Origin of the sequence: Ancylobacter polymorphus, assembly GCF_022836935.1 — a bacterium.
In the GTDB taxonomy this organism is placed as follows: domain Bacteria; phylum Pseudomonadota; class Alphaproteobacteria; order Rhizobiales; family Xanthobacteraceae; genus Ancylobacter; species Ancylobacter polymorphus_A.
Genome location: NZ_CP083239.1, coordinates 1029837 through 1055270 on the forward strand (window position 1 = coordinate 1029837; position 25434 = coordinate 1055270).

Below are 25434 nucleotides of genomic sequence, written 5' to 3' on the forward strand. Positions count from 1 at the left end.
CGACGCCCTAGCACGTCGCGCCCGGCGAGGGGAGGCGTCTCGTTCAGGAAAGCGCCCGGCCGCGGGTTTCCCGCATCGTCAGCGCGGCGACGAGCGACACCGCCGCCACCGCGATGAGATAGACGGCCGGGCCCATGTCGAACTGCTCGCGGTTCACCAGATACACCGCCACCATCGGCGCGGTGCCGCCGGCGAGGCCGAGGGCGAGGTTGTAGCTCAGCGACAGCGCGCTGCACCGCGTCGCCGGGCGGAACATCTCCACCAGCACGCAGGGCATCGGCCCGGCATAGGCGGCGACGAGCACGGCGAAGCCGAGCTGTCCCGCCAGCGCCGCGCCGGCATCGCCGGAATCGAGCAGGCGGAACAGCGGCCAGGACAACAGGATGAGCCCGATCAACCCGCCGCACACCACCGGCTTGCGCCCGATGCGGTCGGACAGAGCGGCGAAAACCGGCGCCAGCCCCAGCACGGCGATCATGCTGATGGTGTTGATCTGCAGCGAGACGCGCTCCGTGAGCCCGTCCACCTGCTGCATATAGGTCGTGAGGTAGACGAACAGCATGTAGAAGCCGACGCCCAAGGTGAGGTTGAGCACCGCCGCGCGGATCATCTCCCGCCCGTCCGAGCGCATGGCCTCGATCAGCGGCAGCCGGCCGGGCCGGTGCGCCCGCGCCGGCGGCTCGTTCCCATGCGCGGACGAGCCGCGCAGATAGAGCGTGAAACCGCCGAGCAGGATGCCGAGCAGGAAGGGGATGCGCCAGCCCCAGGCGACGAGGTCGTCCGTGCTCATCAATGTCGCGGTGGCCGCGCCCACCATGGAGCCGAGCAGCGTGCCGCCGGAGGCGCCGCAGCCGGCGAAGGAGGCGATGAGGCCGCGCCGGCGCAGGGCCGCGTTCTCGGCGAGGAAGATGGCGGAAGTGGTGTATTCGCCGCCGATGGAGAGCCCCTGCAGCAGCCGCAGCGCCAGGAGCAGCAGCGGCGCCGCCGCACCGATGGCGGCATAGGTCGGCAACAGGCCGATGGCGACGGTGGAGACCGTCATCATCGCGGCGGAAATGAGCAGCGCGTGGCGCCGTCCATAGCGGTCGCCAATATGGCCAAACACCACCCCGCCCACGGGCCGCATGACGAAGGAGGCGGCAAACACGCCAAAGGCGGCGATCAGCCCGACAAAGGCGTCGCTGTCGGGGAAGAAATTCTTGGCGAAGATGGCGGCGAGAAAGCCATAGGCGGCGAAATCATACCATTCCAGCGCATTGCCGAGCGCGCCGGCCAGCAGCGCGCGCCGCCCGGCCGGTACGTCAGCCGGAAGGCGGCCTCCGGGCAACGCGACATCGAGGCTGGACATGGTCGCGCTCCGCGCCGGTGTTGGGAGAGGCGGTCAGCCCGCCGGTGTGCCGCCCGCCGCCGTCGCCAGCCAGGCCGCCCCGCAGGCTTTCGCCAGTTCGCGCACGCGCAGAATGTAGCTCTGGCGCTCGGTGACGGAGATCACCCCGCGCGCATCCAGCAGGTTGAACACGTGGCTGGCCTTGATGCACTGGTCATAGGCCGGCTGCGCCATCAGATGGCGGGTCTTGCTGCCGTCTTCCCAGCCCGCTTCGAGATATTTCGCCGCCGCGCTCTCGGCCATGCGGAACTGCTCGAACAGCATGTCGGTATCGGCATGCTCGAAATTGTGCCGGGAATATTCCTCTTCCGCCTGCAGGAACACGTCGCCATAGGTGACTTTCTCGTCGCCTTCGCGGCCGTTGAAATTGAGGTCGTAGACGTTCTCGACCCCCTGCACATACATGGCGAGGCGTTCCAGCCCATAGGTCAGCTCGCCCGCCACGGGGGCGCATTCAAAGCCGGCCACCTGCTGGAAATAGGTGAACTGCGAGACTTCCATGCCGTCGCACCAGCACTCCCAGCCCAGCCCCCAGGCGCCGAGCGTCGGGCTTTCCCAATCGTCCTCGACAAAACGCACATCGTGCAGATTGAGGTCGATGCCGATGGCCGAGAGCGAGGCGAGATAGAGGTCCTGCAGGTCGGTGGGCGAGGGCTTCAGGATCACCTGGTACTGGTAGTAATGCTGCAGCCGGTTGGGGTTCTTGCCGTAGCGCCCATCCTTGGGCCGGCGCGAGGGCTGCACATAGGCCGCCTTCCACGGCAGCGGGCCCAGCGCGCGCAGCGTGGTGGCAGGGTGGAAGGTGCCGGCGCCGACTTCCATGTCATAGGGCTGCAGCACGACGCAGCCCTTATCCGCCCAGAAGGCATGGAGCGCGAGGATGAGCCCCTGGAACGACTTGTCGGGGCGCATATGCGGCGGCAGAGCGGGATCGATCATGGATAAGCCGGCGGTTGGCTGAAAAGGCGGCGCAACCTAGGCCGGGGAAGGGCGGGGATCAAGGTGGCGATTCCGTTCGGGAGGCACGTCATCCCGGACGGCCGCAGGCCGATCCGGGATCGGGAGCAGCGGAGTGCGATCCCGGCTCTCCGGCTCCGCCTCCAGCCGGGATGACGTGGAGAGGCCCGCCCCGTTTCCGCCCCGCTCAAAACCCATTATCACTCCCCCATGCCCGACAGCCTCTCCGAATCGCCTGTCTCCAACGCCGCCGACTGGACCGTCTCGGAACTCTCCGGCGCGCTCAAGCGCACGGTGGAGGATTCCTTCGGCCATGTGCGGGTGCGCGGGGAAATCTCCGGCTATCGCGGGCCGCATTCCTCCGGCCACGCCTATTTCAGCCTGAAGGATCAGAATGCCCGGCTCGACGCCGTGGTGTGGAAGGGCAATTTCGGCCGGCTTCGCCTGAAGCCCGAGGAAGGGCTGGAAGTGGTCGCCATCGGCCGCATCACCACCTTTCCCGGCAAGTCCTCCTACCAGATCGTCATCGAGCAGCTGGAATTCGCCGGCGCCGGCGCCATCATGGCGATGCTGGAGGAGCGCAAGAACCGCCTCGCCGCCGAGGGCCTGTTCGCGCCCGAGCGCAAACGCCGCCCGCCTTTCCTGCCCCGCGTCATCGGCGTCGTCACCTCGCCCACCGGGGCGGTGATCCGCGACATTCTCCACCGGCTGAACGACCGCTTTCCGCGCCACGTGCTGGTGTGGCCGGTGCGGGTGCAGGGCGACACCTGCGGCGCCGAGGTGAGCATGGCCATTCGCGGCTTCAATGCGCTCGCCCCCGGCGGGCCGATTCCCCGCCCGGACGTGCTCATCGTCGCGCGCGGCGGCGGCTCTCTGGAAGATCTGCTCGGCTTTTCCGAGGAGAGCGTGGTGCGCGCGGCGGCGGAGAGCGCCATTCCGCTGATTTCCGCCGTCGGGCATGAAACCGATGTGACGCTGATCGACTTCGCCGCCGATGTGCGCGCGCCCACCCCGACCGCCGCCGCCGAGATGGCGGTGCCGGTGCGCGCCGATCTCCTCGCCGAAGTCGCCGGGCTGCATGCGCGGCTGCGCGCCTGCTTCGCCCGCGGGCTAGACCGACGTCGCACCGATCTGCGCGCCCTCGCCCGCCTGCTGCCGAGCGCGGATGCCGTGCTCGCCGTGCCGCGCCAGCGGCTCGACCTCGCCGGCCAGCGCCTGCCGCGCGCGCTGAAGGCCAATGCCGGCGCGCACCGGCTCGGCCTCACCCGCGTCGAAGGCCGGCTGACGCCGCAGCTGCTCGCCGGCGCCCTTGCCCGCCGACGCGAGCGGGCCGGCGACCTCGCGGCCCGGCTGCCGCGCGGGCTGACGGCGAACACCGCCCGCCACCGGCTGCGCCTCACCCGCGACGAATCGCGCCTGCGCCTCATCGCCCAGGCGCTGCGCGACCGCCGCGAGCGGGGTCGCGACCGGCTGGATGCGCTGCATGTGCGGCTGCAACGCTGCCGGCGCCAGCAGGCGGCGGAACGCGCGGGGCGGCTCGACGCCGTCGCCAAGCTGCTCACCGCCCTCTCCTATAAGGGCGTGCTCGCACGCGGTTATGCCCTGGTGCGCGACGCCTCCGGCGCCCCGGTGCACGCGGCGGCCGGCATCGGCGCGGGCGACGCGCTGGAAATCGAGTTCCGCGACGGCCGCGTGGCGGTGACCGCCACCGGCGCCGGGCCGGAAGCGCCGCCCTCCCCCGCCCGCCCGGGGCGCAAACCGGCGAAGACGCGGCCCGCGCCCTTGCCGGAGCCCCCGCGCCAACCCACCTTGTTCGACAGTTGATCCCCGCCGCGCGCAGAGGTGATCCCAGCGGGCTTGCCCGATACCGTGCCGGGTCTTTATTGTCGCGCGAAACCGAACCGACAGGAGGAGCGGGACCATGAACCGCTTCGAACGATTCCCCACCTCGGGTGAAGCCGAAGTGCGTTATCTCGACGGCGACTTCCGTGTCGTGCGTCCCGGCACATTCGTGCGCTGCGCCGTCACTGGCGAAGCCATTCCGCTCGACGAGCTGCGCTATTGGAGCGTGGACCTGCAGGAAGCCTATGCCACGCCGGAAGCGGTGCTGGCGCGGCTGCATCCGGACCGGGTCAAATCCCGCTAGAGCGTTTTCGAGCGACGTGGATACCGGTTCGCGTAAAGAAAGCGCGACAAAACAACGAATTAGATCATTTCACTGTTTCCGTTAAACGGTGAAATGATCTAGGCCGGCTCACGGCTCGCGCGGGCCAGCCTCCAGCCCGCCCAGCATGCGCTCCAGCGCCCGCGCGCTCTGCGGCTCCAGCGCCATGCGCACCGGCAGCACGTCCGACACCTCGATGAGGGGTTGGCCGACCTCGCTGCCGGCGAGGCGCATCGCGTCCTTTTCCGTGGTGACGAGCAGAAGGTCGAGCTTCTCCGCCTCGGCGCGCAGCTCTTCCACCTCCGCCGCCGTGTAGACATGGTGGTCGGGGAAGGCCCGCGTCACGACCGGCAGCACGCCGAGCGTGCGCAGCGTCTCGAAGAATTTGGCGGGCCGACCGATGCCGGCATAGGCGAGCACCCGCTTGCCGAACAGCCGCGCCACCGCCTGCGCCTCCGGCGCCAGCCGGCCGCGCAGCACCACGGCACCTGCCGCATAGCCGTCTCGGGCGGCGCGTTCACCGGGCGCACCCTCGCCGATGACCAGCAGCGCCTGCGCCTGTTCCAGCTGCGGAGCGAGCGGGGCGCGCAGCGGGCCGGCCGGCAGGCACAGCCCGTTGCCGATGCCCACCCCGGCATCGATGACGAGGATGGAAAGCGACTTCGCCAGCGCCGGGCTCTGGAAACCGTCGTCCATGATGAGCACGTCCGCCCCGGCCTGCGCCGCCGCCTGCGCGCCGGCCAGGCGGTCGCGGGCGACGAAGGTGGGCGCGGCGCGGGCCAGCAGCAGCGGCTCGTCGCCCACATCCTCCGCGCTGTGCAGCAGCGGATCGACCCGCACCGGGCCTTTCAGCCGGCCGCCATAGCCGCGGGTGAGCACCGCCGGCTTGTGGCCGTGCAGAGCGAGGCGGCGGGCGATCTCGATCACGGTGGGCGTCTTGCCGGCGCCGCCGACCGTGGGGTTGCCGACGCAGACGACCGGCAGGCCGACCCCGGTTCCCGGCCGGCGCAGCCGCGCCAGCGTCACCCCGCCCACCAGCGCGCCGAGCGGCGCCAGCAGCTTGGCCAGCCAGCTCTGTTCCCGTCGCCACCAGAAATGCGGTGCCTGCATGGCCTTAGTGCCTCTCCAGCTGGATCTGCACCAGATAGGGGTCGATGGCGGCGAGCGTGCGCTCCAGCGCGCCGCCGAAACTCTCCACCGTGGCCTGCCCGGCCGCGATCATCGTCGCACGAAACGCGGGATCGGCCAGCAGCCGATAGGCCGCAGCGGCCAGCGTTCGGCCATCGGTGACGGCGAGCGCGCCGCCGGCCTCGTCGAGCCGGTCGTAGAGCGCATTGAAATTGGTCACATGCGGGCCGTGCAGGATCGCCGTGTCGAGCTTGATCGGCTCGATCGGGTTCTGCCCGCCCCGGCGCACCAGCGAGCCGCCGAGCAGCGCCACCGGGCCGAGTCGGTAGAACAGGCCGAGCTCGCCGATCGTGTCGGCGACATAGATCGCGGTGCCCCTGTCCGGCTGGTAGCCGTCGCTGCGCAGCACCGCCGGGCAGCCGGCGGCTGTAGCGAGTTGAACCACCGCCGTGCCGCGCTCAGGATGGCGCGGGGCGAGAATGGTGAGCAGGTTCGGCAGTTCCTTGGCGAGCCGCTGATGCGCCTCGATGACGATCTCCTCCTCGCCGGGATGGGTGGAAGCGGCGACGAAGACGATGCGGCCGGCGGTCGCCAGCCGCAGCGTGTCAAAGGCGGCGATGTCCACGGGGGGCGGCGGCGCGTCGAATTTGAGATTGCCGGTCACGGTGACGCGCGGCGCGCCGAGCTGCTTCAGCCGCTCGCCATCGTCCGGGCCCTGCGCCAGGCACAAATCGACCCGCGACAGCAGCGCCGCGACGCTGCCCGGAACCCGGCCCCAGCTGGCGAAGGAAGAGGGCGACATGCGCGCATTGACCAGCACCAGCGGCGTCGCGCGGGCATTCACTTCCACAATGAGGTTCGGCCAGAGCTCGGACTCGACCAGCAGCACCAGGTCCGGCCGCCAGTGCTTGAGGAAGCGGCGCAGGAACAGCGGCGAATCCAGCGGCACGAACTGGTGCGGCACATCGGGCGGCAGCCGCGCCTGGGCGAGGCGCGCCGAGGTGACCGTGCCCGAGGTGAACAGCACGCGGAAGCCGCGCGCGCGCAGCCGTTCGATCAGCGGCAGCACGGCAATCATTTCGCCGACACTGGCGCCATGCACCCACACCAGCGGCCCGCGCGGGCGGGCGGCGCTGGCGCGACCATAGCGCTCGGTCAGCCGGGCGCCGTCCTCCTTGCCGCGCTTCAGCCGGCGCGCCAGCAGCAGGCGGACGAAAGGCGTCGCCAGCCAGGTCGCCGCCCGGTAGCAGCGGACGAGAAAGGGGGAGCGGGGGCTGGCCATGGCGCGTCAGCCGTTGCGCGCCGGCGCGGGGGCGGGCTCCAACGGGGCGGACTCGGCAGCTTTTGCCGCGGCGGCCTTGCGGGCGAGCGCCCGCGCTTCGGCAGGGCGGCCGACCAGTTCCTCGGCGCGGGCGGTGGCGACCTCCAGCTGGCGCTGCAATTCGCGCCGCGCCGCTTCCAGCTCCTCCGGCCCGGCATCGGTCGGCACACGCACGCCGTCGCCGGCGACCACGGCGGCACGGCCGAAGGGGAGATGGATCGCCGACTTGTCCCAGGAGCGGGCGATGATGCGCCGCGAGGTGGCGATGGCGACGGGATAGATGGGCCGGCCCGAATGTTTGGCGATGGTGACGACGCCGAGACCGGCGACGCGCGAGATCTTCGGCACATCCGCCGTCATCGCGACATTGGTGCCCTCACTGAGATGGCGGATCATCTCCAGCGTGGCGTTGAAGCCGCCCTTGGTGCGGAAATCGCGTCCCTGCGCCCCCGAGCCGCGCACCGCGCCGATGCCCAGCGCCTCGGCGGCGATGGCGTTCACATCCGCATCGGCGCTGCGCGAGATCATCACCTTGGCGCGGTGATAGGGCCGCACCAGAAAGGGGGTGAGGAAATGCTGGCCGTGCCAGAAGGTGAGGATCATCGGCAGCTGGGCGTCGGCCAGCTCATAGAGATTGGCCGGCTCCATCACCACGCGCTGGGTGCGCCAGACGAAGCGCAGATAGGACGCCATGCTCCGCCCGAGAACGGTGCGGACCGTCGGTGAGGTGCGCAGTCGACGCCACATGCGAAGGGGCCGGCGCTCAGCTGGTCTTCGCGCTGGCGTCCGGGTCCAGCAGGCGATGAAGGTGCACGATGAAATAGCGCGTCTGCGCCTGGTCGACGGTCTGCTGCGCCTTGGCCTTCCACGCCGCATGGGCGGTGGCGTAGTTCGGGAACACGCCGACGATGTCGAGCGCATCCAGGTCCTTGAAGGTGACGCCGTCGATCTTTTCGAGCTCGCCGCCGAAGACGAGGTGCAGAAGCTGGGGACTGGTGGTCTCGGGCATTCCGGTCGCGTCCTGTGCTCGGGAACGATCAGCGCGCCACAGCCATCAGCGCCGGATGGAGCTGGCTGCCGGCCGAAACCAGCGCCCCATGCCGCGGCACCGGCGCGTTATAGGCGAGCGGACGGCCGTCGAGCGTGGTCAGCCGTCCGCCTGCTTCGTGCACCAAAAGGTCCGCGGCGGCAAGGTCCCAATCATTTCCATTGGGCGAGGCGAGCGCGGCATCGAGCTCGCCGGTGGCGACACGGGCGAGGCGCAGCGCCAGCGAGCGGATGCGGTCGACCCGGCGCCAGCTGCCCGCCCGGTCGAGATGGGCGAGCCAGGGCGCCGGCCCGTCAATCACCGCGCCGGCAAGCGCTTGGGTGGTGGAGACCTGGATCGGCTGGCCGTTGCGCGTCGCCCCGCCACCACGAACCGCGATGAACAGTTCCTCGGTGACTGGGGCGAACAGGGCGCCGGCGATCGGCCTTCCATCCTCCACCAGCGCCGCCTCCACGCACCAGTCGGCGCGCCCGGCCATATAGGCGCGGGTGCCGTCAATGGGATCGACGATCCATACACGGCGCCGCGACAGGCGGGACGGCTCGTCCACCGTTTCCTCCGACAGCCAGCCATAGGCCGGGCCGACGAGGCTCAGGCGCTCGCGCAGCATCACGTCGACGGCGAGGTCGGCTTCCGTGACGGGGGAATCATTGTGCTTCGCCCAGCTCTTCACCCCGGCGCGGAACATTTCCACCGCCACCGCCCCGGCCGCCACCACCGCCTCCGCCAGATGCCGCGCCGCGACGGCGGGATCGGCGAGAGGATCGGTAACGGCATCGCCAGAAGGCAGGTCGGGGGAAAGGTGCGGCATGGATTCCATTTTCGGGACGTACGCGGGTGCGGTGAGGATTGCAAACGCGATATCGGCATTGCGAGCCAATCCGACAAGCATTCGTCAAGCATAGGTGCCATTCGCGGCCAGGAAGAAACTCTCAACCATGTCCCTTAAGCGGGCCGGTACAGGGCCGCGACTACGGTGTCCCCACGACCGAGGCCACTGAGCCAGAAAATCGGCGGGGAGATGCGTGATGCGTCAACGGATGATGGAAGCAACGATGAGGCCGCCGGCGGCGCTGGCCCCCTATGTGACGCTGGCCCGGCCGGCCACGCCGGAGGGCTGGCCGCTGCGGTTCGAGGCGGCCGATGACGGGGCCGATGACGGGGTGCGGCAGATCGAGATCGATCTCGACCGGGTTGTGATCTACCGCCGCGTCGCCGGGGTAGCGATGAAGGCAACGCGCCCGCTCGACGCCTATCGCGGGCTGGCGGTGGCGCTGCTCGACCCGGAGGGCGACGATGACGGGGTCGTCCTCGTGCTGGTGCATGAGGACCCGGCGCTGTCGGTGACGCTCTACAGCGCACCGCATATCGACGATGTGGTGGCGGAATGGCGCGGCTGGACCGCGGCGCTCGGTCGGCCGATGCTGGTGACGCTGGCCGATGGCAGCCACCAGCCCGCTTACGCAATGATCGGCCGGCTGGTGATCGGGGAGATGCGCGCGCGCCGCGCCCGCCGCGGGGCGCTCAAGCACCGCCGGCCGAGCGTCTATCGCCGGCGCGGGGCCGGTCGGACGGGCGAACTCGCCGTCCATCGCGGCGAGCGGGAACTGAGCGCGCGGGACTGATTCCGGGACCCGCCGCTCCTTTCAGTCGCCGCCTTCCTTGCCAATCGGCCGCACCAGATGGCCGTGAAAGGCGAAGGCGGTGGCGGTGAGGCCGGCCAGCAGCAGGCAGGCGGCGACCAGCGACGGCACCAGCCCGCTCGCCGCCAGCAGCAGGGCGCCGATGCCGGCGCCCGTGACGAAAGACGCCCAGGAACCGGCATAGGCCAGCGCCTCCACCGGCCCGCCGCGCCCCTTCATCCAGCGCGCCAGCGCCTGGCCGAGGCCGAACAGCGCCCCGGTGACGAAGCTCTTGCCGATATCCGCCCCCGCGATGATCTGATGCACGCTGTTCTGCATGGCCATGGCGAGCGCCACCGGCAGCAGCGCCAGCCGCCCGGCATCGAGGCCGGCCAGCACCGCCGCCAGCGCGAACAGAACGACCTCGCTGCCCAGCACCGCGACCAGTTTCCACTCGCCCACCGCGTCGGTGATCAACGTGCCGACAAAGGCGCCGGCGACGAAGCCGCCAATGACCGAGGCGGTGAACAGCGCCATCGCCCCATGGCCTTCGGCCAGCTGGATGCCAAGGCGGGTACTGTTGCCGCTCATGAAGGAGAGGAACAGCCCGCCGAGATGGGCATAGCCGACCGCATCGACGAAGCCGGCGACCAGGGTGGCGAAGGTGGCGAAGAGAAGCGGGCGATAACCCTCTGGCATGGGCGTCTCAGAACGTTCGCGACGGCGCGGGCAGGCATGAAAAAGGGCGCGGGAGACGCGCCCTTTCCAAAGAGCATAGGCAGGAAGCGACACGGCCTGTGTCAGGCCGCACGGCCTCAGGGGCAGACGTGCACCCAGCCGCCACCCCAGGCGCGGCGCCAGTAGCAGTTCGGGCGCACCGGCGCACCCCAGCCACGGGCATAGGGAGGCACATACCAGTTATAGTTCGGCCGCCAGAAGCAGCGGAACGGGCCGCAGACCCAGGCAACATTCTCGGTGAGTGCGGCGGACGGGGCCAGCGTGTCGGCGGCGACGGCCGACGGGGTGGCGAGGCCGGGCGTGGCCACCCCGGCTTCGGCGGTGCCGCTGGCGAGGCCGGCGGCGGTGAAGGCGGCGGCGGCAAGGGCAACGGCAAAGGCCGCCCGGCGCAGCCGCGCGACGGCGGAGGCGAAGAGGGGATAACGCATGAAGCACTCCCGAGGGGATAGGGTGATGATAGCGCGCAAGGATAGCACGCCACTATCTCCGCACCAGCCGTAACCCCATGTGTCCATGGAAATTTTCTCTGCCCGGCGCGCCTGCGGGCGACAGCGGGCGCGGCTTCGCCTAAGCTCGGCGCCCGCATCCCGCGCCGCGTGCGGCGGCGCCATTCGGAGGCCATCCATGCGCTCGAAGATCATCGGCACCACGCTACCCGTGCTCGAACTCCAGCTTGACGCCGGCGACCGCATCGTCGGCGTGCCGGACCAGCTGTCCTGGATGTCGGGCGACATCGTGCTCACCACCTCCACCGCTGGCGGCGGGGCGAGCGGCCTGCTCGGGCTGGTGAGCCGCGCGGTGTCCGGCGGCGGCCTGTTCATGACCGAGTTCCACGCCGAGCGCGGGCCCGGCAACGTCGCCTTCGCCGCCAAGCTGCCCGGCAATTTCGTGGAGATCGAGATCAGCCCCGGCCGCGCCTATCTCGCCCATCGCCACGGCTTCGTCTGCGGCACGCCGGGCATCGAGGTGACCACCGCCTTCCAGCAGACGCTGGGCGGGGCGGTGTTCGGCGGTGAGGGCTTCGTGCTGCAGCGGCTGGCCGGGCAGGCCAGCGCCTATGTCGAACTGAGCGGCGAACTCGTCACTTATGAGCTTCAGCCCGGCCAGCAGCTGCTCGTCCATCCCGGCCATGTCGGGCTGTTCGAGGAGAGCGTCTCTTTCGAGCTGACGACGATGCGCGGCGTGCGCAACGCGCTGTTCGGCGGCGACGGGCTGTTCCTCGTGCGGCTGTCGGGCCCGGGCAAGGTGTGGCTGCAAAGCCTGACCGCACCCGGCCTCGCCCATGCGGTCAGCCCCTATCTGCCGGAACGCCGGGGATAGATGCCGGCCCGTTCAGGACGGCGGCATGCCGGCCCCGGTGCCGCTGAGCAAGGCGAGGCCGACCAGCCCGCCGCCCAGCACCAGCAGCGCCGGGTTCACCTTCTTCACGCAATAGACCCCGGCGAAAACGGCGAAGGCGATGATGACGGTGAGCGTGCCGTCGATCGCCGTGCGGGCGATGGAAATGGTGCCCGAGGCCATGAGCCCCACCACCAGCGGCGCCAGCCCCTGCTGCAGCGAGCGGCGCCAGGGCGAGCCCTCGAAATGGTCCCACACCCGCGAGGCCGCCCAGGACAGCGCCCCCGCCGGCAGGAAGAAGCCGACGAACGCCATCAGCGCGCCCATGAAGCCGGTGACGTGATAGCCGATGACGATGACCATCAGCATGTTGGGGCCCGGCACCACCTGGCCGAGGCCGTAAATGTCGCGGAACTGGTCGTCATTCAGCCAGTGATAGGTGCCGACGACGAGTTCCTTGGTTTCCGGCAGCACGGCGGCGCCGCCGCCCACCGCGAGAATCGAGAGCAGGGAGAAGACGCCGAGGACTGAGAGATTCTCGTTCATGGCGCCTTTCCTTCGCGCGCATCCGCCTCGTCTGCCCCCTCGGCGCCCTTGCGCGGGCGGAACAGGAACACCGCCACCGGGCCGACGGTGAGCAGCACCCAGATCAGCGAGATGTGCAGCACGCTGACCATCAGCACGGTCGCGGCGATGATGGCGACGTTCAGTATCTGCCCGAGTTGCTTGTGGCCGATCTGCAGCGTCACCGCCGAGAGCATGCCCACCGCCGCCGCGCCGACCCCGACCAGCGTGGCGTTGACATACGGGTTATGGGCATTGGCGGCATAGGCGACGCCGAGCGCCAGCACCATGCTGCCGCCGGGCAGCGTCATGCCGGTGAAGGCGACGAGGGCGCCCGGCAGGCCGCGCAGCCGGTCGCCGACGATGATGCTCATATTGGTGGCGTTGAGGCCCGGCAGCGCCTGCGAGATTCCCAGCGCGGAGAGGAAATGGTCCTCGTCCAGCCAGCCTTTCTTGATCACCAGGCTGGCGCGCAGATAGGCCACCACGCCGCCACCGAAGCTGATGGCCCCGATGAACAGGAAGGTGACGAAAATCTCCCACAGCGGCACGTTGCGCGGCACCGCATAGGGGGCGGGCGGTTCGCCTTCGGTGGCGGCGCCCGGCACAGGCGGGGTGGGGGAGGTCATGCGGGGTGGTTCCCGGGAGGCGCGCGGCGGCGGGCTCAGCCTTCGTGGCTAGCGACGAGCTGCTTGCCGAAATTATACACCAGCGCGGTCTTGGTGGCGCCGAGCTTGACCCATTCCGGCGCCTGCGTCTGCGCCGCGCGGAAGAATGCCTCCGAGCGCGTCAACGCCTTGGCATGGAGCGCGTCGTAACGGTCGAACTTCGCCTGGAAGGCGAACTCGCCGATGATGGAGCTCTCGGTGGCGCGGTCGCGCCAGACCGCGATGGTGGCCTTGGCTTCCAGCCCATGGCCGAAATCGAAGGAGCCGACATTCACCTGCACCTCCTCGACCGGGAGATTGTTCACCAGCGAGATGGTCGCCGCCTTGTCGGCCGGGCAATGCTCTGCCAGTTCCGGAAACACCGAGGTGATGCGCTCCAGCCCGGCGTCGAGCACGATGCCGGGGCTGAGCAGAACGCAATTATGCGAATAGAGCGAGCGCATGCCGCCGAGGCTGTCCTTCAGCGGGAGCAGCTCTTCCTTGAACTTGATGTCGGCCTTGCCGCTGAGATGCGGCACCACATCCACCGCCGCCGCGGCGGCGAGTTCGGGATGGCGGAACTTCAGCGTCAGCTCATGTTCCGGCTCGGGCCAGCCATCGGTGTAGAAGGTGCGTTTGCGCAGGATGAAGGCGTTTCGGTAGAGGTCGTAATCCGGCGTGTCGTAGAACAGCACCTCGCGCACATGGCGCTTGAACCCGTCCTTGTTCGTCGTCACCCCGACCTTGAACTCGGGGGCGATCTGGCCCAGCTTGTGCCAGTAGACCTCGAACTGGTGCGGATCGAAAAAGCGCTCAGGGCGCAGCAGGATTTTGTATTCGCGGTAGTGGATATCGTCCATGGAAGGTCCCGCCGGCCCAAGCCTCTCGCAGGGCTGAAGAGTTACGCCTCTCGCGCCCCGGCGACAAGACCGTTCGCATGGCCATGTCACATGCGCGTCATCGCTTGCGCCGCTTGAAGACAGCGCCCCAAATGTGGTCCAACGAAGCCGATCCGTCGCTCCGTGCCTGCGGACAGGACCATGGGGTCCTTTCCCGCGAGAAGAGAGATAGCGCCATGCCCTCCAAGCTCGACCAACTGCGTGCCATGACCGTTGTCGTTTCCGACACCGGCGATATCGAGACGGTGCGCCGCCTGAAGCCGCAGGACTGCACCACCAACCCGACCCTGCTGCTGAAGGCGGCGGAAATGCCGGCCTATTCTTCCCTCGTCGACGAGGCGCTCGACTGGGGCTCCAAGCAGGGCGGCACCTCGGACGCCGTGGTCTCCGCGACCTGCGACCGGCTGGCGCTGAATTTCGGCGCCGAACTGTCGAAGATCGTCCCCGGCCGCGTCTCCACCGAAGTGGATGCCGACCTCTCCTTCGACACCGAAGCGACGCTGGCCAAGGCCCGCTCCTTCATCAAGGCCTATGAGGCGCGCGGCGTCGGCCGCGAGCGCATCCTCATCAAGATCGCCTCCACCTGGGAAGGAATCCGCGCGGCGGAGATCCTCCAGAAGGAAGGCATCGACTGCAATCTCACTTTGCTGTTCTCGCTGGCCCAGGCGGCGGCGGCGGCGGATGCCGGCGCCTTCCTGATCTCGCCCTTCGTCGGTCGCATCCTCGACTGGCACGTGAAGGCGGGCGAGGGCCCGTTCACCTCCGAGACCGATCCCGGCGTCGTCTCGGTGCGCCAGATCTACGCCTATTACAAGAAGCACGGCATTCCGACCGTGGTGATGGGCGCCTCCTTCCGCAACACCGGCGAGATCGAGGCGCTGGCGGGTTGCGACCGGCTGACCATCGGCCCGTCGCTGCTCGACCAGCTCGCCGCCGACGAGGGCACGCTGGAGCGCAAGCTCGACCCCGCCAATACCGAGGGCGCGCCGGAGCGGCTGCATCTCGACGAGCGCGGCTTCCGCTTCAGGCTCAACGAGGACCAGATGGCGACGGAAAAGCTCTCCGAGGGCATCCGCCAGTTCGTGCGCGATCTCAATTCGCTGCGCGCCCTGGTCGCCAAGCGGATCGACGGCGCCAAGGCGGCCTGATCGCGTCATGCCGGGAGGAGGGCGCGCCCCTTCTCCCCTTCTTCCCACGGGAGGAGGCCCCTCCTCCCGTCCCCGCGCCGGTCTCTCCCTTCATGTTCGTGCCCGATCTCGGTTTCGCCCTCGCCGCCGGCCTCGCGGCCTTCTTCGTCGGCATGGGCAAGGGCGGGGTGCCGATGGTCGGCTCCCTCGCCGTGCCCACCTTGGCGCTGTTCATGTCTCCGATCACCGCCGCCGGCCTGCTTCTGCCGGTCTATGTCATCAGCGACATGTTCGGCGTGTGGGCGTACCGGCGGGAATTCTCCGGCCGCAACCTCGCCATCCTCATTCCCGCCGCCACGCTCGGCATTGGCATTGGCTGGGCCACCGCCTCCCTCGTCACCGATGCCGAGGTGATGCTGATCGTCGGGCTGATCGGCCTCGCTTTCTGCCTCATCCGCTGGCTCGGCGGCGCGGGGGCGGCGGCGCGGCCGGCGGATGTGCCGCGCGGGCTGTTCTGGGGCGCGGTATCGGGCTTCACCAGCTTCGTCAGCCATGGCGGCGCCCCGCCCTACCAGATGTATGTGGTGCCGCAGCGCCTGCCGAAAATGGTCTACGCCGGCACGACGACGCTGACCTTCGCCGCCATCAATGCCCTCAAGCTCATCCCCTATGCGGCGCTCGGCCAGCTCAACCCGGCCAATCTCACCGCCACCGCGCTCCTGATGCCGGTGGCGGTGGCGGCGACCTTCGTCGGCGTCTGGCTCACGCGGCGCCTGCCGGAAAAGCTGTTCTACCGGCTGGTGATGGCCGCGCTGTTCCTGATCTCGCTGAAGCTCGTCTGGGACGGCGCGACAGGGATGCTCGCGGGCTAATCCGTCTCCTCCAGCGGGCGGGCCAGCGCCGCCGCGCTCCAGAAGCCCAGCGCCAGCAGCACGGCGAGGGCGATCACCCCCATCAGCACCGCGTCATAGGAGCCGGTGGCGGTCCACAGCATCGCCATCCCCGCCGGCGCCAGCGCGCGGGAGAAGGTGGCGGGCACGGAGAGCACGCCGTTCACCGCCCCATAGGCACGACGGGTCAGCAGTTCCGGTACCACTAGCCCGCGCACGATGGTGAGGATGCCGTTGACCGAGCCATAGGCGAGGGCGAACAGCGCGACATAGACGAAATCCGGCGGGATCAGCTCCAGCGCCAGAAAGGCCAGCGGGAACACCGCGACGATGACGGAACCCACCACCCGCACCGGCGCGCGCGGCGCCAGCAGGGTGACGAGAATGCGCCCGCCAACCTGTGCCGGGCCGATGAAGGCGATGGCGCTGACCACGGTGGCGGTGTCGAAGCCGCGTTCCACCAGCAGCGGGTACATGTGGAAGGTGAAGCCGGAGAACATGGCGGCATAGGCGGTGAAAGCCACCGCCAGCGCCCAGAACACCTTCTGGCGCAGCACCTCGCCGATGACCGAGCGCGGCGCGCCCGCCGCATGCGGACGCGCCGGCGGCGCGTCGCGCCCAACGCCGGCGGAGAGGAAATTCGCCGTCGCGCACAGCCCGATATTGATCGCCGCCAGCACCAGCAGCGTGCCGCGCCAGCCAAGACTATCGAGCAGCAGCTGGATCAGCGGAATGAAGACGGTGGAGGCAAAGCCGCCCCACAGAGTGAGCGCGGTGATGCCCGGGCGCGCCTGCAGCGGCCCCGCCCGCCGCGCCACCACGGCGAAGGCCGGCTCATAGAGCGTCGCCGCCTGCACCGCGCCGATGCCGGCCACCGCGACATAGAACAGGACGAGGCTCGACACCTGCGACCACAGCGCCAGCAGCAGCCCGGCCGCCAGCGACGCGCCGGCCATCACCGCCCGGCCATGGCCACGGTCGATGGCGGCCCCGGCGGGATAGGCGGCGAGACCGGAAAAGGCGAGGCCGAGCGTCGCCGCCCCGTAAAGCTCGGCCTTGGACCAGCCGAGATCGGCCCCCATCGCCTGCGCGATCTGCGGGAAACTGTAATAGAGGCTGCCCCAGGAACAGAGCTGGGCCATGCCGAGCCCGATGATGAAGGGCGTGCGCCCATCGGGCGGCGCGGAGGGGGAAGCGGCGGTCACGACAGGCGCACTCTCAACTCACTCACCCACGTTCTCGCCCGCGCGCCCGTCACGCGCCGCCGGCGCGAGCCGCAGCCGCACCAGATGCACCCAGTAGCTGGCGCCCACCGGCAGCAGCGCGTCGTTGAAATCATAGGCGGCATTGTGCAGATTCGGACCCGGCCCGCTGGCGAGGCAGAGATAGGCGCCCGGCACGGCTTCGAGCATGTAGGCGAAATCCTCCGCCGCCATGATCGGCTCGAAGGCGGGGTCCACCTGCTCGCCCACCGTCGCCCGCGCCGCTGCCAGCGCGTCCTCGAACGGCCCGGCATGGTTCACCAGCGGGGGATAGCGGCGCTCATAGCGGATGTCCGCCCGCGCGCCCTGCGCGGCGCATACGCCGTCGACAATGGCGCGCAGCCGCGCCTCCACGAGATCGCGCACCTCAGGAGAAAAGCTGCGCACCGTGCCGCGCAGCACCACCTCATCGGGAATGACGTTCCAGGTGTCGCCGCCATGGATCTGGGTGACGCTGACGACCGCCGCCTCCTGCGGGTTCACCGCGCGGGCGACGATGGCTTGCAGCTGGGTGACGATATGGGCGGCAGTGAGCACGGGGTCGATGCCGCGCTGGGGCATCGCCGCATGGGCGCCGCGCCCGATCACCTTCACCTCGAAAATGTCGAAGGCGGCGAACATGGCGCCGGGCCGGCCGAGAAACGTGCCGAACGGCGCATTTGGCCAATTGTGCAGGCCGTACACCGCCTGCATCGGAAAGCGGTCGAACAGCCCCTCATCGACCATCACCTTTCCGCCGCCCTCATTCTCCTCCGCCGGCTGGAAGATGAAATGCACCGTGCCGGCGAAATCCGGGTTCTGGCTGAGATGCCGCGCGGCGGCGAGCAGCATGGTCATGTGCCCGTCATGGCCGCAGGCGTGCATCTTGCCGGGCGTGTCGGAACGCCAGGGCAGGTTGGTCGCCTCGTGAATGTCGAGCGCATCCATATCCGCGCGCAGGCCGATAGCGGGGCCGTCGCCGAGGCGGCCTTTGAGCGTCGCCACCAGCCCGGTGCCGGCAAAGCCCCGGTGTACCGGCAGGCCGAAACTTTCCAGCTTGTCGGCGACGAAGGCCGAAGTGCGGTGTTCCGCGAAGGCGGTTTCCGGCATCGCGTGCAGGCTGCGCCGCCACTGGCTCAGTTCGTCCGCCTGGGCGGCGAGGTCAGGCAGGATGCCGGAGCCGTCGCCTGTCGCCTGCTGCACCATCGCCATCCCCTGCCGAAGCAGCGCCGGCCCTCCGGCGCGGCGGCCAGTTAGGCCCGCCCCGCCCGCCACCGCAAGCGCGTGGACGGAAGGGGGCCTCCCCTTCCTGCGCATGGGTGCACCGCAGCACGCGGCGGTCCGCGCTTGCGTGGATGTGAACGACCCCGCGCCCGATGACGGGCTATGCCGGTGGCGGCCGCAAAAATTTCCGCACGGGGCGGGATGAAAGCCGGGAACGGCTCCGTATACGGGACATGAAGCGCGACGAGACCTCCTTCGACGTGCCGGCCCAGCTCGGCGTCATGCGGCGTTATGCGCGTTCGCTGACGCGCGACGATGTCGAGGCCGAGGACCTGGTGCATGACGCGCTGGTGCGCGCCTATGAGCGCCGCGGCAGCTTCGACGCCGAGCGCGCCACGCCCGGCAAGACGGAGCGCGGGCCGGCACCGCGCGGGGCGGCGCTGCGCGGCTGGCTGCTCTCGGTGCTGCACAATGTGTTCATCGACCGCCGCCGCTCGCGCGCCGCCGAGGCGCGCCGCGAGGCCGACAACCTCGACCTCGCGGAGACCAGCGCCGCGCCGGCGCAGGAGCACCGGCTGCGCCTCGCCCAGGTGCGCGACGCCTTCATGGCCCTGCCGGAAGAACAGCGCGCGGCGCTGCATCTCGTCGCCATTGAGGGGCTTGGCTATGCCGAAGCCGCCGCCACGCTCGGCATTCCGCAGGGCACGCTGATGTCCCGCCTGTCGCGTGCCCGCGCGACACTGCGGGCGATAGAAGAGGGCGGCGCGGGAGAAGGCCCGGCGCGCCTGCGCATCGTAGGAGGTACGGATGATCCAACCCGTTGATCCCGTCTCCGGCGACGATCTGCAGGCCTATGTCGACGACCAGCTCAGCGTGGCGCGGCGCATCGATGTCGAGGCCTATCTGAGCGCCAACCCCGCCGCCGCCTCGCGGGTGATGGGCGACCTGCGCATCCGCGACGAGCTGCGCCTCGCGCTGGCTGAGACGCCGCGCGCTGCTTCCACGGCCACGGCGCGGCTGGCGACGGCGGAAGCGGCGCGGCGGCTGCAGGGCGCGCTCGCCCGCGCCCGCTGGACCCGGCGGCTGCGCATCGCCGCCATGGTGGCGCTGCTGGTCGGCGCCGGCTGGATGGCGAACGCCCAGTTCGGCCATCTCGGCGTCAGCCGTGTCGTCGCCTCCGGCCTGCCGCCGGCCTATCTGGAGGATGCGCTGCGCGCCCACCGCACCGCGATGGTGCGCGCCGACATGCCCTCGCAGCCCGGCGCCAGCCATTACGACCCCGCGGAGATCCGCGCCGCCACCGCCATCGTCATGCCGGTCTTGCCGGAGGGGTGGAAAGTGGCGGATGTGCAGGTGTTCCCCTCCACCTTCGGCCCCAGCGTGGAAATGACCGTCGAGGCCGGGGAGATCGGTACCGCCTCGCTGTTCGCGGTGCGGCCGGGCGGCTTCGACGTGGTGCCGGCGACCACCGTGCCGCGCGACGGCCTGACCGCCGCCTATTGGCAGGTGGGCGAGGTCGCCTATGCGCTGGTCGCGCAGGCGGCCCCCTCCGCCGACACGCGTGATCTCGACCGGGCAGCCGCGCGCCTTGCCCGGACGCTCTACTGAACCCAGATGATCCGCATCAGGAGACTGACATGAACATGCCGAATTCCGGCTTCCAGTGGTCCCGCACCGCGAGCGTCGACCAGGCCGTCTATGACGAGGGCCTGCGCCGCCACATGCTGCGGGTCTACAACTACATGGCGCTCGGCCTCGTGCTCACCGGCGCCGTGGCCTTCATCGTCGGCACCACGCCGGCGCTCTATGTGCCGATCTTCTCCACCCCGCTGAAATGGGTGGTGATGCTGGCCCCGCTCGCCTTCGTGCTGTTCTTCTCGTTCCGCATGCAGTCCATGTCGGGCAGCGCGGCGCAGACCATGTTCTGGGCGTTCTGCGCGGTAATGGGCCTGTCCATGGCCTCGATCTTCCTTGTGTTCACCGGCACCTCGATCGCGCGCACCTTCTTCATCGCCGCGACGATGTTCGGCGCCACCAGCCTCTATGGTTACACCACCAAGCGCGATCTCTCGCAGTTCGGCTCGTTCCTGATCATGGGCCTGATCGGCGTGGTGATCGCGAGCCTCGTCAACATCTTCCTCGGCTCGACGATGCTGCAGTTCATCGTCTCCGTGGTCGGCATCCTCGTCTTCGTCGGCCTGACCGCCTGGGACACCCAGTCGATCAAGGAACAGTACGCCGACAATTTCGACGCGGAATCGCAGCAGAAGCTCGCCGTGTTCGGCGCCTTCTCGCTCTACCTCAACTTCGTCAACATCTTCCAGCTTCTGCTGAATTTCACCGGCGAGCGGGAGTGAGGCGGCATTTCGCCAAGGGAACGCACCCATGAACGACCAGGATCGCCAGGCCATTGACGGCCTCTTCGCCAAGCTTGCCGAGGCCGAGCGCCAGTCCGGCCCGCGCGACCCGCAGGCCGAAGGCTTCATCGCCCAGCGCATCGCCCAGCAGCCGGCCGCGCCCTATCTGATGGCGCAGACCATCGTGATGCAGGACTACGCCCTGCAGCAGGCGCAGGCGCGGATCGAGGAGCTGGAGCGGCAGGCGCAGGAGACGGCGGCGCAGCCCGCCAGCGGCGGCGGCCTCTTCGGCGGGCTGTTCGGCTCCAGCCAGCCCCCGGCGCGGCGCAGCGGCGTGCCCTCCATGCCGCGCAGCGCGGCCGGCTATGAGGGCGGCAGCGCCATTCCGGCCAGCGCTTCCCCGGCCTGGCAGTCCGGCGCGGCGGCGGGCCAGCCCATGGGCGCGCCCGGCGCTCCCGGCGGCCCGGGCGCGCAGCCAGGCGGTTTCGGCCGGCCGGGCTTCGGCGGCGGTGGCGGCGGCTTCCTTGCCGGCGCGGCGCAGACGGCGATGGGCGTCGCCGGCGGCGTGCTGCTCGGCAGCGCCATTGCCGGCATGTTCGGCGGCAGCGAGGCCAAGGCGGCCGAGGCTCCTGCGGAGGAGCCGACGGCGGCCGACGAGCCGGTGGACACCGGCGCCGAGGATGCCGGGGCCGTGGATGATGGCGGCTTCTTCGGCGGCGGCGACTGGTTCGGCGGCGGCGGCGATGAATTCTGAGCGCGCCGGGCGGCGCGTTTCACCCGCCGCCCGTCTTCTCAGCTGACGGGTTCCCCCGCCTTCGGGCGGGGTTCCAGCGGACTCCTGCCCTCCGGGGCAGGGGACACTTCCCAACTTCCAGCAGGCCGGCCCCTCACCGGCCTGTTCTTTTTTGCCGTCTACACCCGGACGCCGTTTTCGCCGGCATAGTCCTTCAGCGAACGCTCCGGCCGGGCGCCGATATGGCTGATGATCTCGCTCGCGCAGAGCGCGCCGAGGGCGAGGCACTCGCCCGCCGCCATGCCCTTGGCGAAGCCGTGGAGATAGCCGGCGGCGAACAGGTCGCCCGCGCCGGTCGTGTCCACCACCTTCGCCACCGGAAACGCCGGCACCGACACCATCTCCCCACCCGTGACCGCCAGCGCGCCCTTTTCGCTGCGGGTGACGACGGCGTGGCGCGCCTCCTGCCGCAGCTGGGCGAGGGCGGCGTCGAAATCGGTCTCGTAGAGCGACATCAGCTCCGCCTCATTGGCGAAGACGAGATCGACCGTGCCGGCGCGCAGGAGATTCAGGAATTCCGCGCGGTAGCGCCCGACACAGAAAGCGTCGGACAAGGTGAGCGACACGGTGCGCCCGGCCTCATGGGCGATGGCGGCGGCCTTGAGGAAAGCCTCCTTCGCCGGCGGCGGGTCCCAGAGATAGCCTTCGAGATAGGTCACCTTCGCCCCCGCCACCATGGCGGCGTCGACATCGGCGGGGGAGAGGTCCTGCGCCGCGCCGAGATAGGTGTTCATGGTGCGCTCGCCATCCGGCGTCACCAGAATGAGGCAGCGGGCCGTGGTGGGGCCGGTGGTCGCGGCCGGCGTGGCATAGGCGACGCCGGCGGCGCGGATGTCATGAGCGAAGATGCCGCCCAGCTCATCGTCGCGCACCTTGCCGATGAAGCCGGCCTTGCCGCCGAGCGCGGCGATGCCGACCATGGAATTGGCGGCCGAGCCGCCCGAAATCTCCACCCCCGGCCCCATGGCGCCATAGACCGCCTCGGCGCGCTCTTCGTCGATCAGTGTCATGCCGCCCTTGCGCATGCCGTGACGGTCGAGGAAGCCGTCTTCGGTGCGGGAAATCACGTCGACGATGGCGTTGCCGAAGCCGATCACATCGAGCTGGGGGACGGTCATGGACGGCGTTTCTCCGCAAGGTTTCGCCGGGAACGAGGGCGGGTCACGCGGTAGCAGACGGGCGCCCGTCCCGCAACGCTTGCCGCCGGGCGAGGGCGCGCGACAGCCCGGCCCGCTTCCCCTCCGGGCGCGGGCCGACTATGGCTAGCCGATGGCCCTGCTCCGCCACGCCTCCACCGTCGCCTTGTTCACCCTGACCTCGCGCGTGCTCGGCTTCGCCCGTGACGCCGGAGTGGCGGCGCTGTTCGGCACCGGGCTGGTGGCGGACGCCTCCGTCGCCGGCCTCGCTGTGCCCCAGATCGCCCGCCGGCTGCTCGGCGAGGGGGCGCTCAACGCAGCGCTGCTGCCGGCGCTGGCGCGGGCGGAGGACGCCCCGGCACGCCGGACGCTGGCCGGGGCGGTGGTGGTGGTGTTTGCCCTCGCCGGACTGCTGGTCGCGGGGCTTCTGTTCCTGTTCATGCCGGCCGTGGTGAGCGTTCTGGCGCCGGGCTTTGCCGGCGACGGCCCGCGCGCGGCGGGCGCCGTGCTGGCCGGACGGCTCACCGTGATCTGCCTGCCGCTCGCCTTGCTCGCCGGGGTGTTCGCCGCCTTCGCCAATGCGGCCGGCCGCTTCGCCCGGCCGGCCATGGCGCCGGCGGCGGCCAATGTCGCGGTGATCGCCCTGCTCGTGCTGCTCTGGCTCTCCGGCGCCCACACGATCAGCGCGTCCGCCGCGCTCATCTGGCTGGCGGCCGGCGTGGTGGCGGGAGCGCTGACGCAAGTTGCGCTGAACGCCGCCGCCCTGCCGCGCGGCTTTGTCCGCCTCACCTTCGCACCGGCGGACCTCAAGGCGGCTCTGCCGCTGCTCGCCGGTTCGGCGACGCCGCTGCTGGCCGCCGCCCTGCCGCAGCTGCGCTTTCTCATCGCCACGGCGGCGGCCTCCGGCCTTGGCGGTGGCGTCGCCGCCCTGTTCTACGCCACGAGGCTGGTCGAATTGCCGCTCGGGCTGGTCGGCGCCAGCGCCGGGGCGGTGCTGCTGCCGGCGCTGGCGGGCGGGCGCGGCGCGGCGGAGGAACCCGGCTTCGGCCCGACCGCGCTCGGGGCCGGCGGCCTCATCGCCGCGCTCGCGCTGTCGCTGCCGGCCGCGCTCGGCCTCGCTGTGCTGGCCCACCCCATCGTGGTGGTGCTGTTCCAGCGCGGCGCCTTCGATCCTCAGGCGAGCGAACTCACCGCCACCGCCCTCGCTCTGCTGGCGCTGACCCTGCCGGCGCAGGCGCTGGAGAAGGTGTTGATCGCCATTGCCTTCGCGTCCGGCCTGCCGCGGCTCGTCACCCTCGCCAGCCTGGCCGCGCTGCCGCTCGGGGCGCTGGCGGGCTTTCTCAGCGTGGGGGTGCTCGGCATGGCGGGGCCGGCGCTGGGTGTGCTGGTGTCCAGCCTCGTCGCGCTCGCCGGTCTCGGCCTCGGCCTCGCCCGCCGGCGGCTGGTGGTGCTGGCGAAACCCGTCCGCCGGCAGCTGCTCCGGCTCAGCCTGGCGGCGCTCGCCATGGCGGCGGCGGTGCTGCTGGCGCGCACCGCCTGCGAGAGCCTGCTGGCGCAGGGCGGGCTCGCCGCCGCCGGGGCACTGACCGGGCTGGTGGCGCTCGGCGGCGCGGTCTATGCCGGGCTGGCACTGGCGCTCGGCGGTGTCACCCTGACCGCGCTGCGGGCGGGCCTGCGCCGCTAGCCGTTCAACAGATGCGCGGGCGTTGAAGATGCTTGCCCCTGAAGGTCATGCGTGCCATAGCGCCCCCGCGCCGGGGGGCATTCCCGCAGCACGGCAGGGCGCAGACCACAGGACGCTCCGACATGGAATTCAAGCCGCTCGTGTTTTCCGGCGTCCAGCCGACCGGAAACCTGCATCTCGGCAATTATCTTGGCGCCATCCAGCGCTTCGTCGCGCTGCAGGACAGCCATGACTGCCTTTATTGCGTGGTCGACATGCACGCCATCACGGTGTGGCAGGACCCGGCCGACCTGAAGCGGCAGATCCGCGAGGTCACCGCCGCCTTCATCGCCTCCGGCATCGACCCGACCAAGCACATCGTGTTCAACCAGAGCCAGGTCTCCGGCCATGCCGAGCTTGCCTGGGTGTTCAACTGCGTGGCGCGCCTCGGCTGGCTCAACCGCATGACCCAGTTCAAGGAAAAGGCCGGCAAGGACCGCGAGAACGCCTCGGTGGGCCTTTACGCCTACCCGAACCTGATGGCCGCCGACATTCTGCTCTACCGCGCCACCCATGTGCCGGTCGGCGAGGACCAGAAGCAGCATCTGGAGCTGACCCGCGACATCGCGCAGAAGTTCAACAATGATTTCGGTCCCTCCATCGCCGCCAACGGGCTGGGCGAAGCGTTCTTCCCGCTGCCCGAGCCGCTGATCGGCGGGCCGGCGGCGCGGGTGATGAGCCTGCGCGACGGGGCGAAGAAGATGTCGAAGTCGGATCCGTCCGACCTCTCGCGCATCAACCTCACCGACGATGCCGATCTCATCGCCTCGAAGATCCGCAAGGCCAAGACCGATCCCGAGCCGCTGCCCTCCGAGGCGGAAGGGCTGAAGGGCCGGCCGGAGGCGGAGAATCTGGTCGGCATCTATGCCGCCCTCGCCAATGTCGCGAAGGAAGAAGTGCTCACCCAGTTCGGCGGCGGGCAGTTCTCCACCTTCAAGGCGGCGCTGGTCGATCTTGCGGTGACCAAGCTCGGGCCGATCGGGGCGGAGATGCAGCGTCTGGTGGCCGAGCCGGACCATATCGACGCCATTCTGCGCGACGGCGCCGCCCGTGCCCGCGCGCTGGCGGATGCCACCATGGCGAGCGTGCGCGACATCGTCGGCTTCGTGCGCTAGCCTTCAGCGGTTCCA

27 protein-coding genes are annotated in these 25434 nt (G+C 70.2%); 12 read left to right on the forward strand and 15 right to left on the reverse strand.

The features are described from left to right. Nucleotides 1–43: 43 nt before the first annotated feature. Entirely contained in the window at nucleotides 44–1348 is a 1305-nt protein-coding gene (locus K9D25_RS04820; protein WP_244379827.1) for an MFS transporter, read from the reverse strand. A gap of 33 nt (nucleotides 1349–1381) precedes the next feature. Then, complete coding sequence (locus tag K9D25_RS04825) at nucleotides 1382–2326, reverse strand: glycine--tRNA ligase subunit alpha (protein ID WP_244379831.1); 945 nt, start codon at nucleotides 2324–2326, stop codon at nucleotides 1382–1384. Nucleotides 2327–2554: 228 nt separating this feature from the next. On the opposite strand from K9D25_RS04825, the gene xseA reads away from it, so the two are divergent. Together xseA and K9D25_RS04835 are read left to right on the forward strand one after the other, a co-directional pair. Further along, nucleotides 2555–4168 (forward strand): exodeoxyribonuclease VII large subunit, encoded by a 1614-nt coding sequence (gene xseA, locus K9D25_RS04830; RefSeq protein WP_244379837.1) that lies wholly within the window; start codon nucleotides 2555–2557, stop codon nucleotides 4166–4168. A gap of 97 nt (nucleotides 4169–4265) precedes the next feature. Beyond that, nucleotides 4266–4490, forward strand: coding sequence for a DUF2093 domain-containing protein (locus tag K9D25_RS04835; RefSeq protein ID WP_244379839.1), 225 nt, complete (start codon nucleotides 4266–4268; stop codon nucleotides 4488–4490). A gap of 108 nt (nucleotides 4491–4598) precedes the next feature. On the opposite strand, the gene lpxK is transcribed toward K9D25_RS04835, so the two are convergent. The 5 genes from lpxK to K9D25_RS04860 are packed head-to-tail and all read right to left on the reverse strand — an operon-like array spanning nucleotide 4599 to nucleotide 8816. Next, complete coding sequence (gene lpxK / locus K9D25_RS04840; RefSeq protein WP_244379841.1) at nucleotides 4599–5618, reverse strand: tetraacyldisaccharide 4'-kinase; 1020 nt, start codon at nucleotides 5616–5618, stop codon at nucleotides 4599–4601. A 4-nt stretch (nucleotides 5619–5622) separates the two neighbouring features. Further along, nucleotides 5623–6918: a 3-deoxy-D-manno-octulosonic acid transferase gene (locus K9D25_RS04845; RefSeq protein ID WP_244379843.1), complete on the reverse strand. Its 1296-nt coding sequence runs from the start codon at nucleotides 6916–6918 to the stop codon at nucleotides 5623–5625. Nucleotides 6919–6924: 6 nt separating this feature from the next. Next, entirely contained in the window at nucleotides 6925–7704 is a 780-nt protein-coding gene (locus K9D25_RS04850; protein WP_432207912.1) for a lysophospholipid acyltransferase family protein, read from the reverse strand. A gap of 16 nt (nucleotides 7705–7720) precedes the next feature. Next, nucleotides 7721–7966, reverse strand: a complete 246-nt coding sequence (locus K9D25_RS04855) for a DUF4170 domain-containing protein (protein WP_244379846.1) — start codon at nucleotides 7964–7966, stop codon at nucleotides 7721–7723. A gap of 28 nt (nucleotides 7967–7994) precedes the next feature. Next, entirely contained in the window at nucleotides 7995–8816 is an 822-nt protein-coding gene (locus K9D25_RS04860; protein ID WP_244379848.1) for a 3'(2'),5'-bisphosphate nucleotidase CysQ, read from the reverse strand. Between the two features lie 217 nt (nucleotides 8817–9033). Between K9D25_RS04860 and K9D25_RS04865 the strand changes: the two genes are divergently transcribed. Then, nucleotides 9034–9630 carry a DUF6101 family protein gene (locus K9D25_RS04865; protein ID WP_244379850.1) on the forward strand — a complete coding sequence of 199 codons (597 nt, stop codon included), beginning with the start codon at nucleotides 9034–9036 and terminating at the stop codon, nucleotides 9628–9630. 21 nt (nucleotides 9631–9651) lie between these two features. Here K9D25_RS04865 and K9D25_RS04870 read toward each other — a convergent pair whose 3' ends face one another. Both K9D25_RS04870 and K9D25_RS04875 read right to left on the reverse strand, forming a co-directional pair. Next, a complete protein-coding gene (locus K9D25_RS04870; protein WP_244379851.1) occupies nucleotides 9652–10326 on the reverse strand; it encodes a YoaK family protein in 675 nt (224 codons plus the stop codon). Nucleotides 10327–10442: 116 nt separating this feature from the next. Continuing rightward, nucleotides 10443–10793: a hypothetical protein gene (locus tag K9D25_RS04875; RefSeq protein ID WP_244379852.1), complete on the reverse strand. Its 351-nt coding sequence runs from the start codon at nucleotides 10791–10793 to the stop codon at nucleotides 10443–10445. Nucleotides 10794–10989: 196 nt separating this feature from the next. Between K9D25_RS04875 and K9D25_RS04880 the strand changes: the two genes are divergently transcribed. Continuing rightward, on the forward strand, nucleotides 10990–11685 hold the full coding sequence (locus K9D25_RS04880; RefSeq protein ID WP_244379853.1) for a TIGR00266 family protein: 696 nt from the start codon (nucleotides 10990–10992) through the stop codon (nucleotides 11683–11685). Between the two features lie 12 nt (nucleotides 11686–11697). On the opposite strand, the gene K9D25_RS04885 is transcribed toward K9D25_RS04880, so the two are convergent. From K9D25_RS04885 to K9D25_RS04895, 3 genes are read right to left on the reverse strand one after another with little or no spacing between them, the layout of a single operon-like run. Further along, nucleotides 11698–12249, reverse strand: a complete 552-nt coding sequence (locus K9D25_RS04885) for a chromate transporter (RefSeq protein WP_244379854.1) — start codon at nucleotides 12247–12249, stop codon at nucleotides 11698–11700. Further along, on the reverse strand, nucleotides 12246–12896 hold the full coding sequence (locus K9D25_RS04890) for a chromate transporter (RefSeq protein ID WP_244379855.1): 651 nt from the start codon (nucleotides 12894–12896) through the stop codon (nucleotides 12246–12248). The genes K9D25_RS04885 and K9D25_RS04890 overlap by 4 nt, the downstream gene beginning before the upstream one ends. Nucleotides 12897–12931: 35 nt before the next feature. Beyond that, nucleotides 12932–13774, reverse strand: a complete 843-nt coding sequence (locus K9D25_RS04895) for a hypothetical protein (protein WP_244379856.1) — start codon at nucleotides 13772–13774, stop codon at nucleotides 12932–12934. Between the two features lie 215 nt (nucleotides 13775–13989). Between K9D25_RS04895 and tal the strand changes: the two genes are divergently transcribed. Both tal and K9D25_RS04905 read left to right on the forward strand, forming a co-directional pair. Next, nucleotides 13990–14961: a transaldolase gene (gene tal, locus K9D25_RS04900; RefSeq protein ID WP_244379857.1), complete on the forward strand. Its 972-nt coding sequence runs from the start codon at nucleotides 13990–13992 to the stop codon at nucleotides 14959–14961. A 92-nt stretch (nucleotides 14962–15053) separates the two neighbouring features. Beyond that, nucleotides 15054–15812 carry a sulfite exporter TauE/SafE family protein gene (locus K9D25_RS04905; RefSeq protein WP_244379858.1) on the forward strand — a complete coding sequence of 253 codons (759 nt, stop codon included), beginning with the start codon at nucleotides 15054–15056 and terminating at the stop codon, nucleotides 15810–15812. Here the strand turns inward: K9D25_RS04905 and K9D25_RS04910 are convergent. Together K9D25_RS04910 and K9D25_RS04915 are read right to left on the reverse strand one after the other, a co-directional pair. Beyond that, nucleotides 15809–17035, reverse strand: coding sequence for an MFS transporter (locus K9D25_RS04910; RefSeq protein ID WP_244379859.1), 1227 nt, complete (start codon nucleotides 17033–17035; stop codon nucleotides 15809–15811). The two genes, K9D25_RS04905 and K9D25_RS04910, sit on opposite strands and share 4 nt — an antisense overlap. Nucleotides 17036–17053: 18 nt before the next feature. Then, on the reverse strand, nucleotides 17054–18277 hold the full coding sequence (locus K9D25_RS04915) for a M20 aminoacylase family protein (RefSeq protein WP_244379860.1): 1224 nt from the start codon (nucleotides 18275–18277) through the stop codon (nucleotides 17054–17056). A 251-nt stretch (nucleotides 18278–18528) separates the two neighbouring features. Here K9D25_RS04915 and K9D25_RS04920 point away from each other — a divergent pair, with 251 nt between their 5' ends. Genes K9D25_RS04920 through K9D25_RS04935 form a run of 4 tightly spaced genes read left to right on the forward strand, consistent with a single transcriptional unit; the run spans nucleotide 18529 to nucleotide 21406 of the window. Then, nucleotides 18529–19119: a sigma-70 family RNA polymerase sigma factor gene (locus tag K9D25_RS04920; RefSeq protein WP_244379861.1), complete on the forward strand. Its 591-nt coding sequence runs from the start codon at nucleotides 18529–18531 to the stop codon at nucleotides 19117–19119. Next, on the forward strand, nucleotides 19103–19903 hold the full coding sequence (locus K9D25_RS04925; protein WP_244379862.1) for an anti-sigma factor family protein: 801 nt from the start codon (nucleotides 19103–19105) through the stop codon (nucleotides 19901–19903). Before K9D25_RS04920 ends, K9D25_RS04925 begins: the two co-directional genes overlap by 17 nt. Nucleotides 19904–19932: 29 nt before the next feature. Beyond that, nucleotides 19933–20652: a Bax inhibitor-1/YccA family protein gene (locus K9D25_RS04930; protein ID WP_244379863.1), complete on the forward strand. Its 720-nt coding sequence runs from the start codon at nucleotides 19933–19935 to the stop codon at nucleotides 20650–20652. 28 nt (nucleotides 20653–20680) lie between these two features. Next, entirely contained in the window at nucleotides 20681–21406 is a 726-nt protein-coding gene (locus K9D25_RS04935) for a DUF2076 domain-containing protein (protein WP_244379864.1), read from the forward strand. A gap of 158 nt (nucleotides 21407–21564) precedes the next feature. Here K9D25_RS04935 and K9D25_RS04940 read toward each other — a convergent pair whose 3' ends face one another. Next, nucleotides 21565–22563 (reverse strand): adenosine kinase, encoded by a 999-nt coding sequence (locus K9D25_RS04940; protein ID WP_244379865.1) that lies wholly within the window; start codon nucleotides 22561–22563, stop codon nucleotides 21565–21567. Between the two features lie 151 nt (nucleotides 22564–22714). On the opposite strand from K9D25_RS04940, the gene K9D25_RS04945 reads away from it, so the two are divergent. Then, entirely contained in the window at nucleotides 22715–24265 is a 1551-nt protein-coding gene (locus tag K9D25_RS04945; protein WP_244379866.1) for a lipid II flippase MurJ, read from the forward strand. Between the two features lie 122 nt (nucleotides 24266–24387). Beyond that, the gene (gene trpS / locus K9D25_RS04950) at nucleotides 24388–25419 is read left to right on the forward strand and encodes a tryptophan--tRNA ligase (protein WP_244379867.1); all 1032 of its coding nucleotides are present in this window, start codon (nucleotides 24388–24390) and stop codon (nucleotides 25417–25419) included. Nucleotides 25420–25434: the final 15 nt, after the last annotated feature.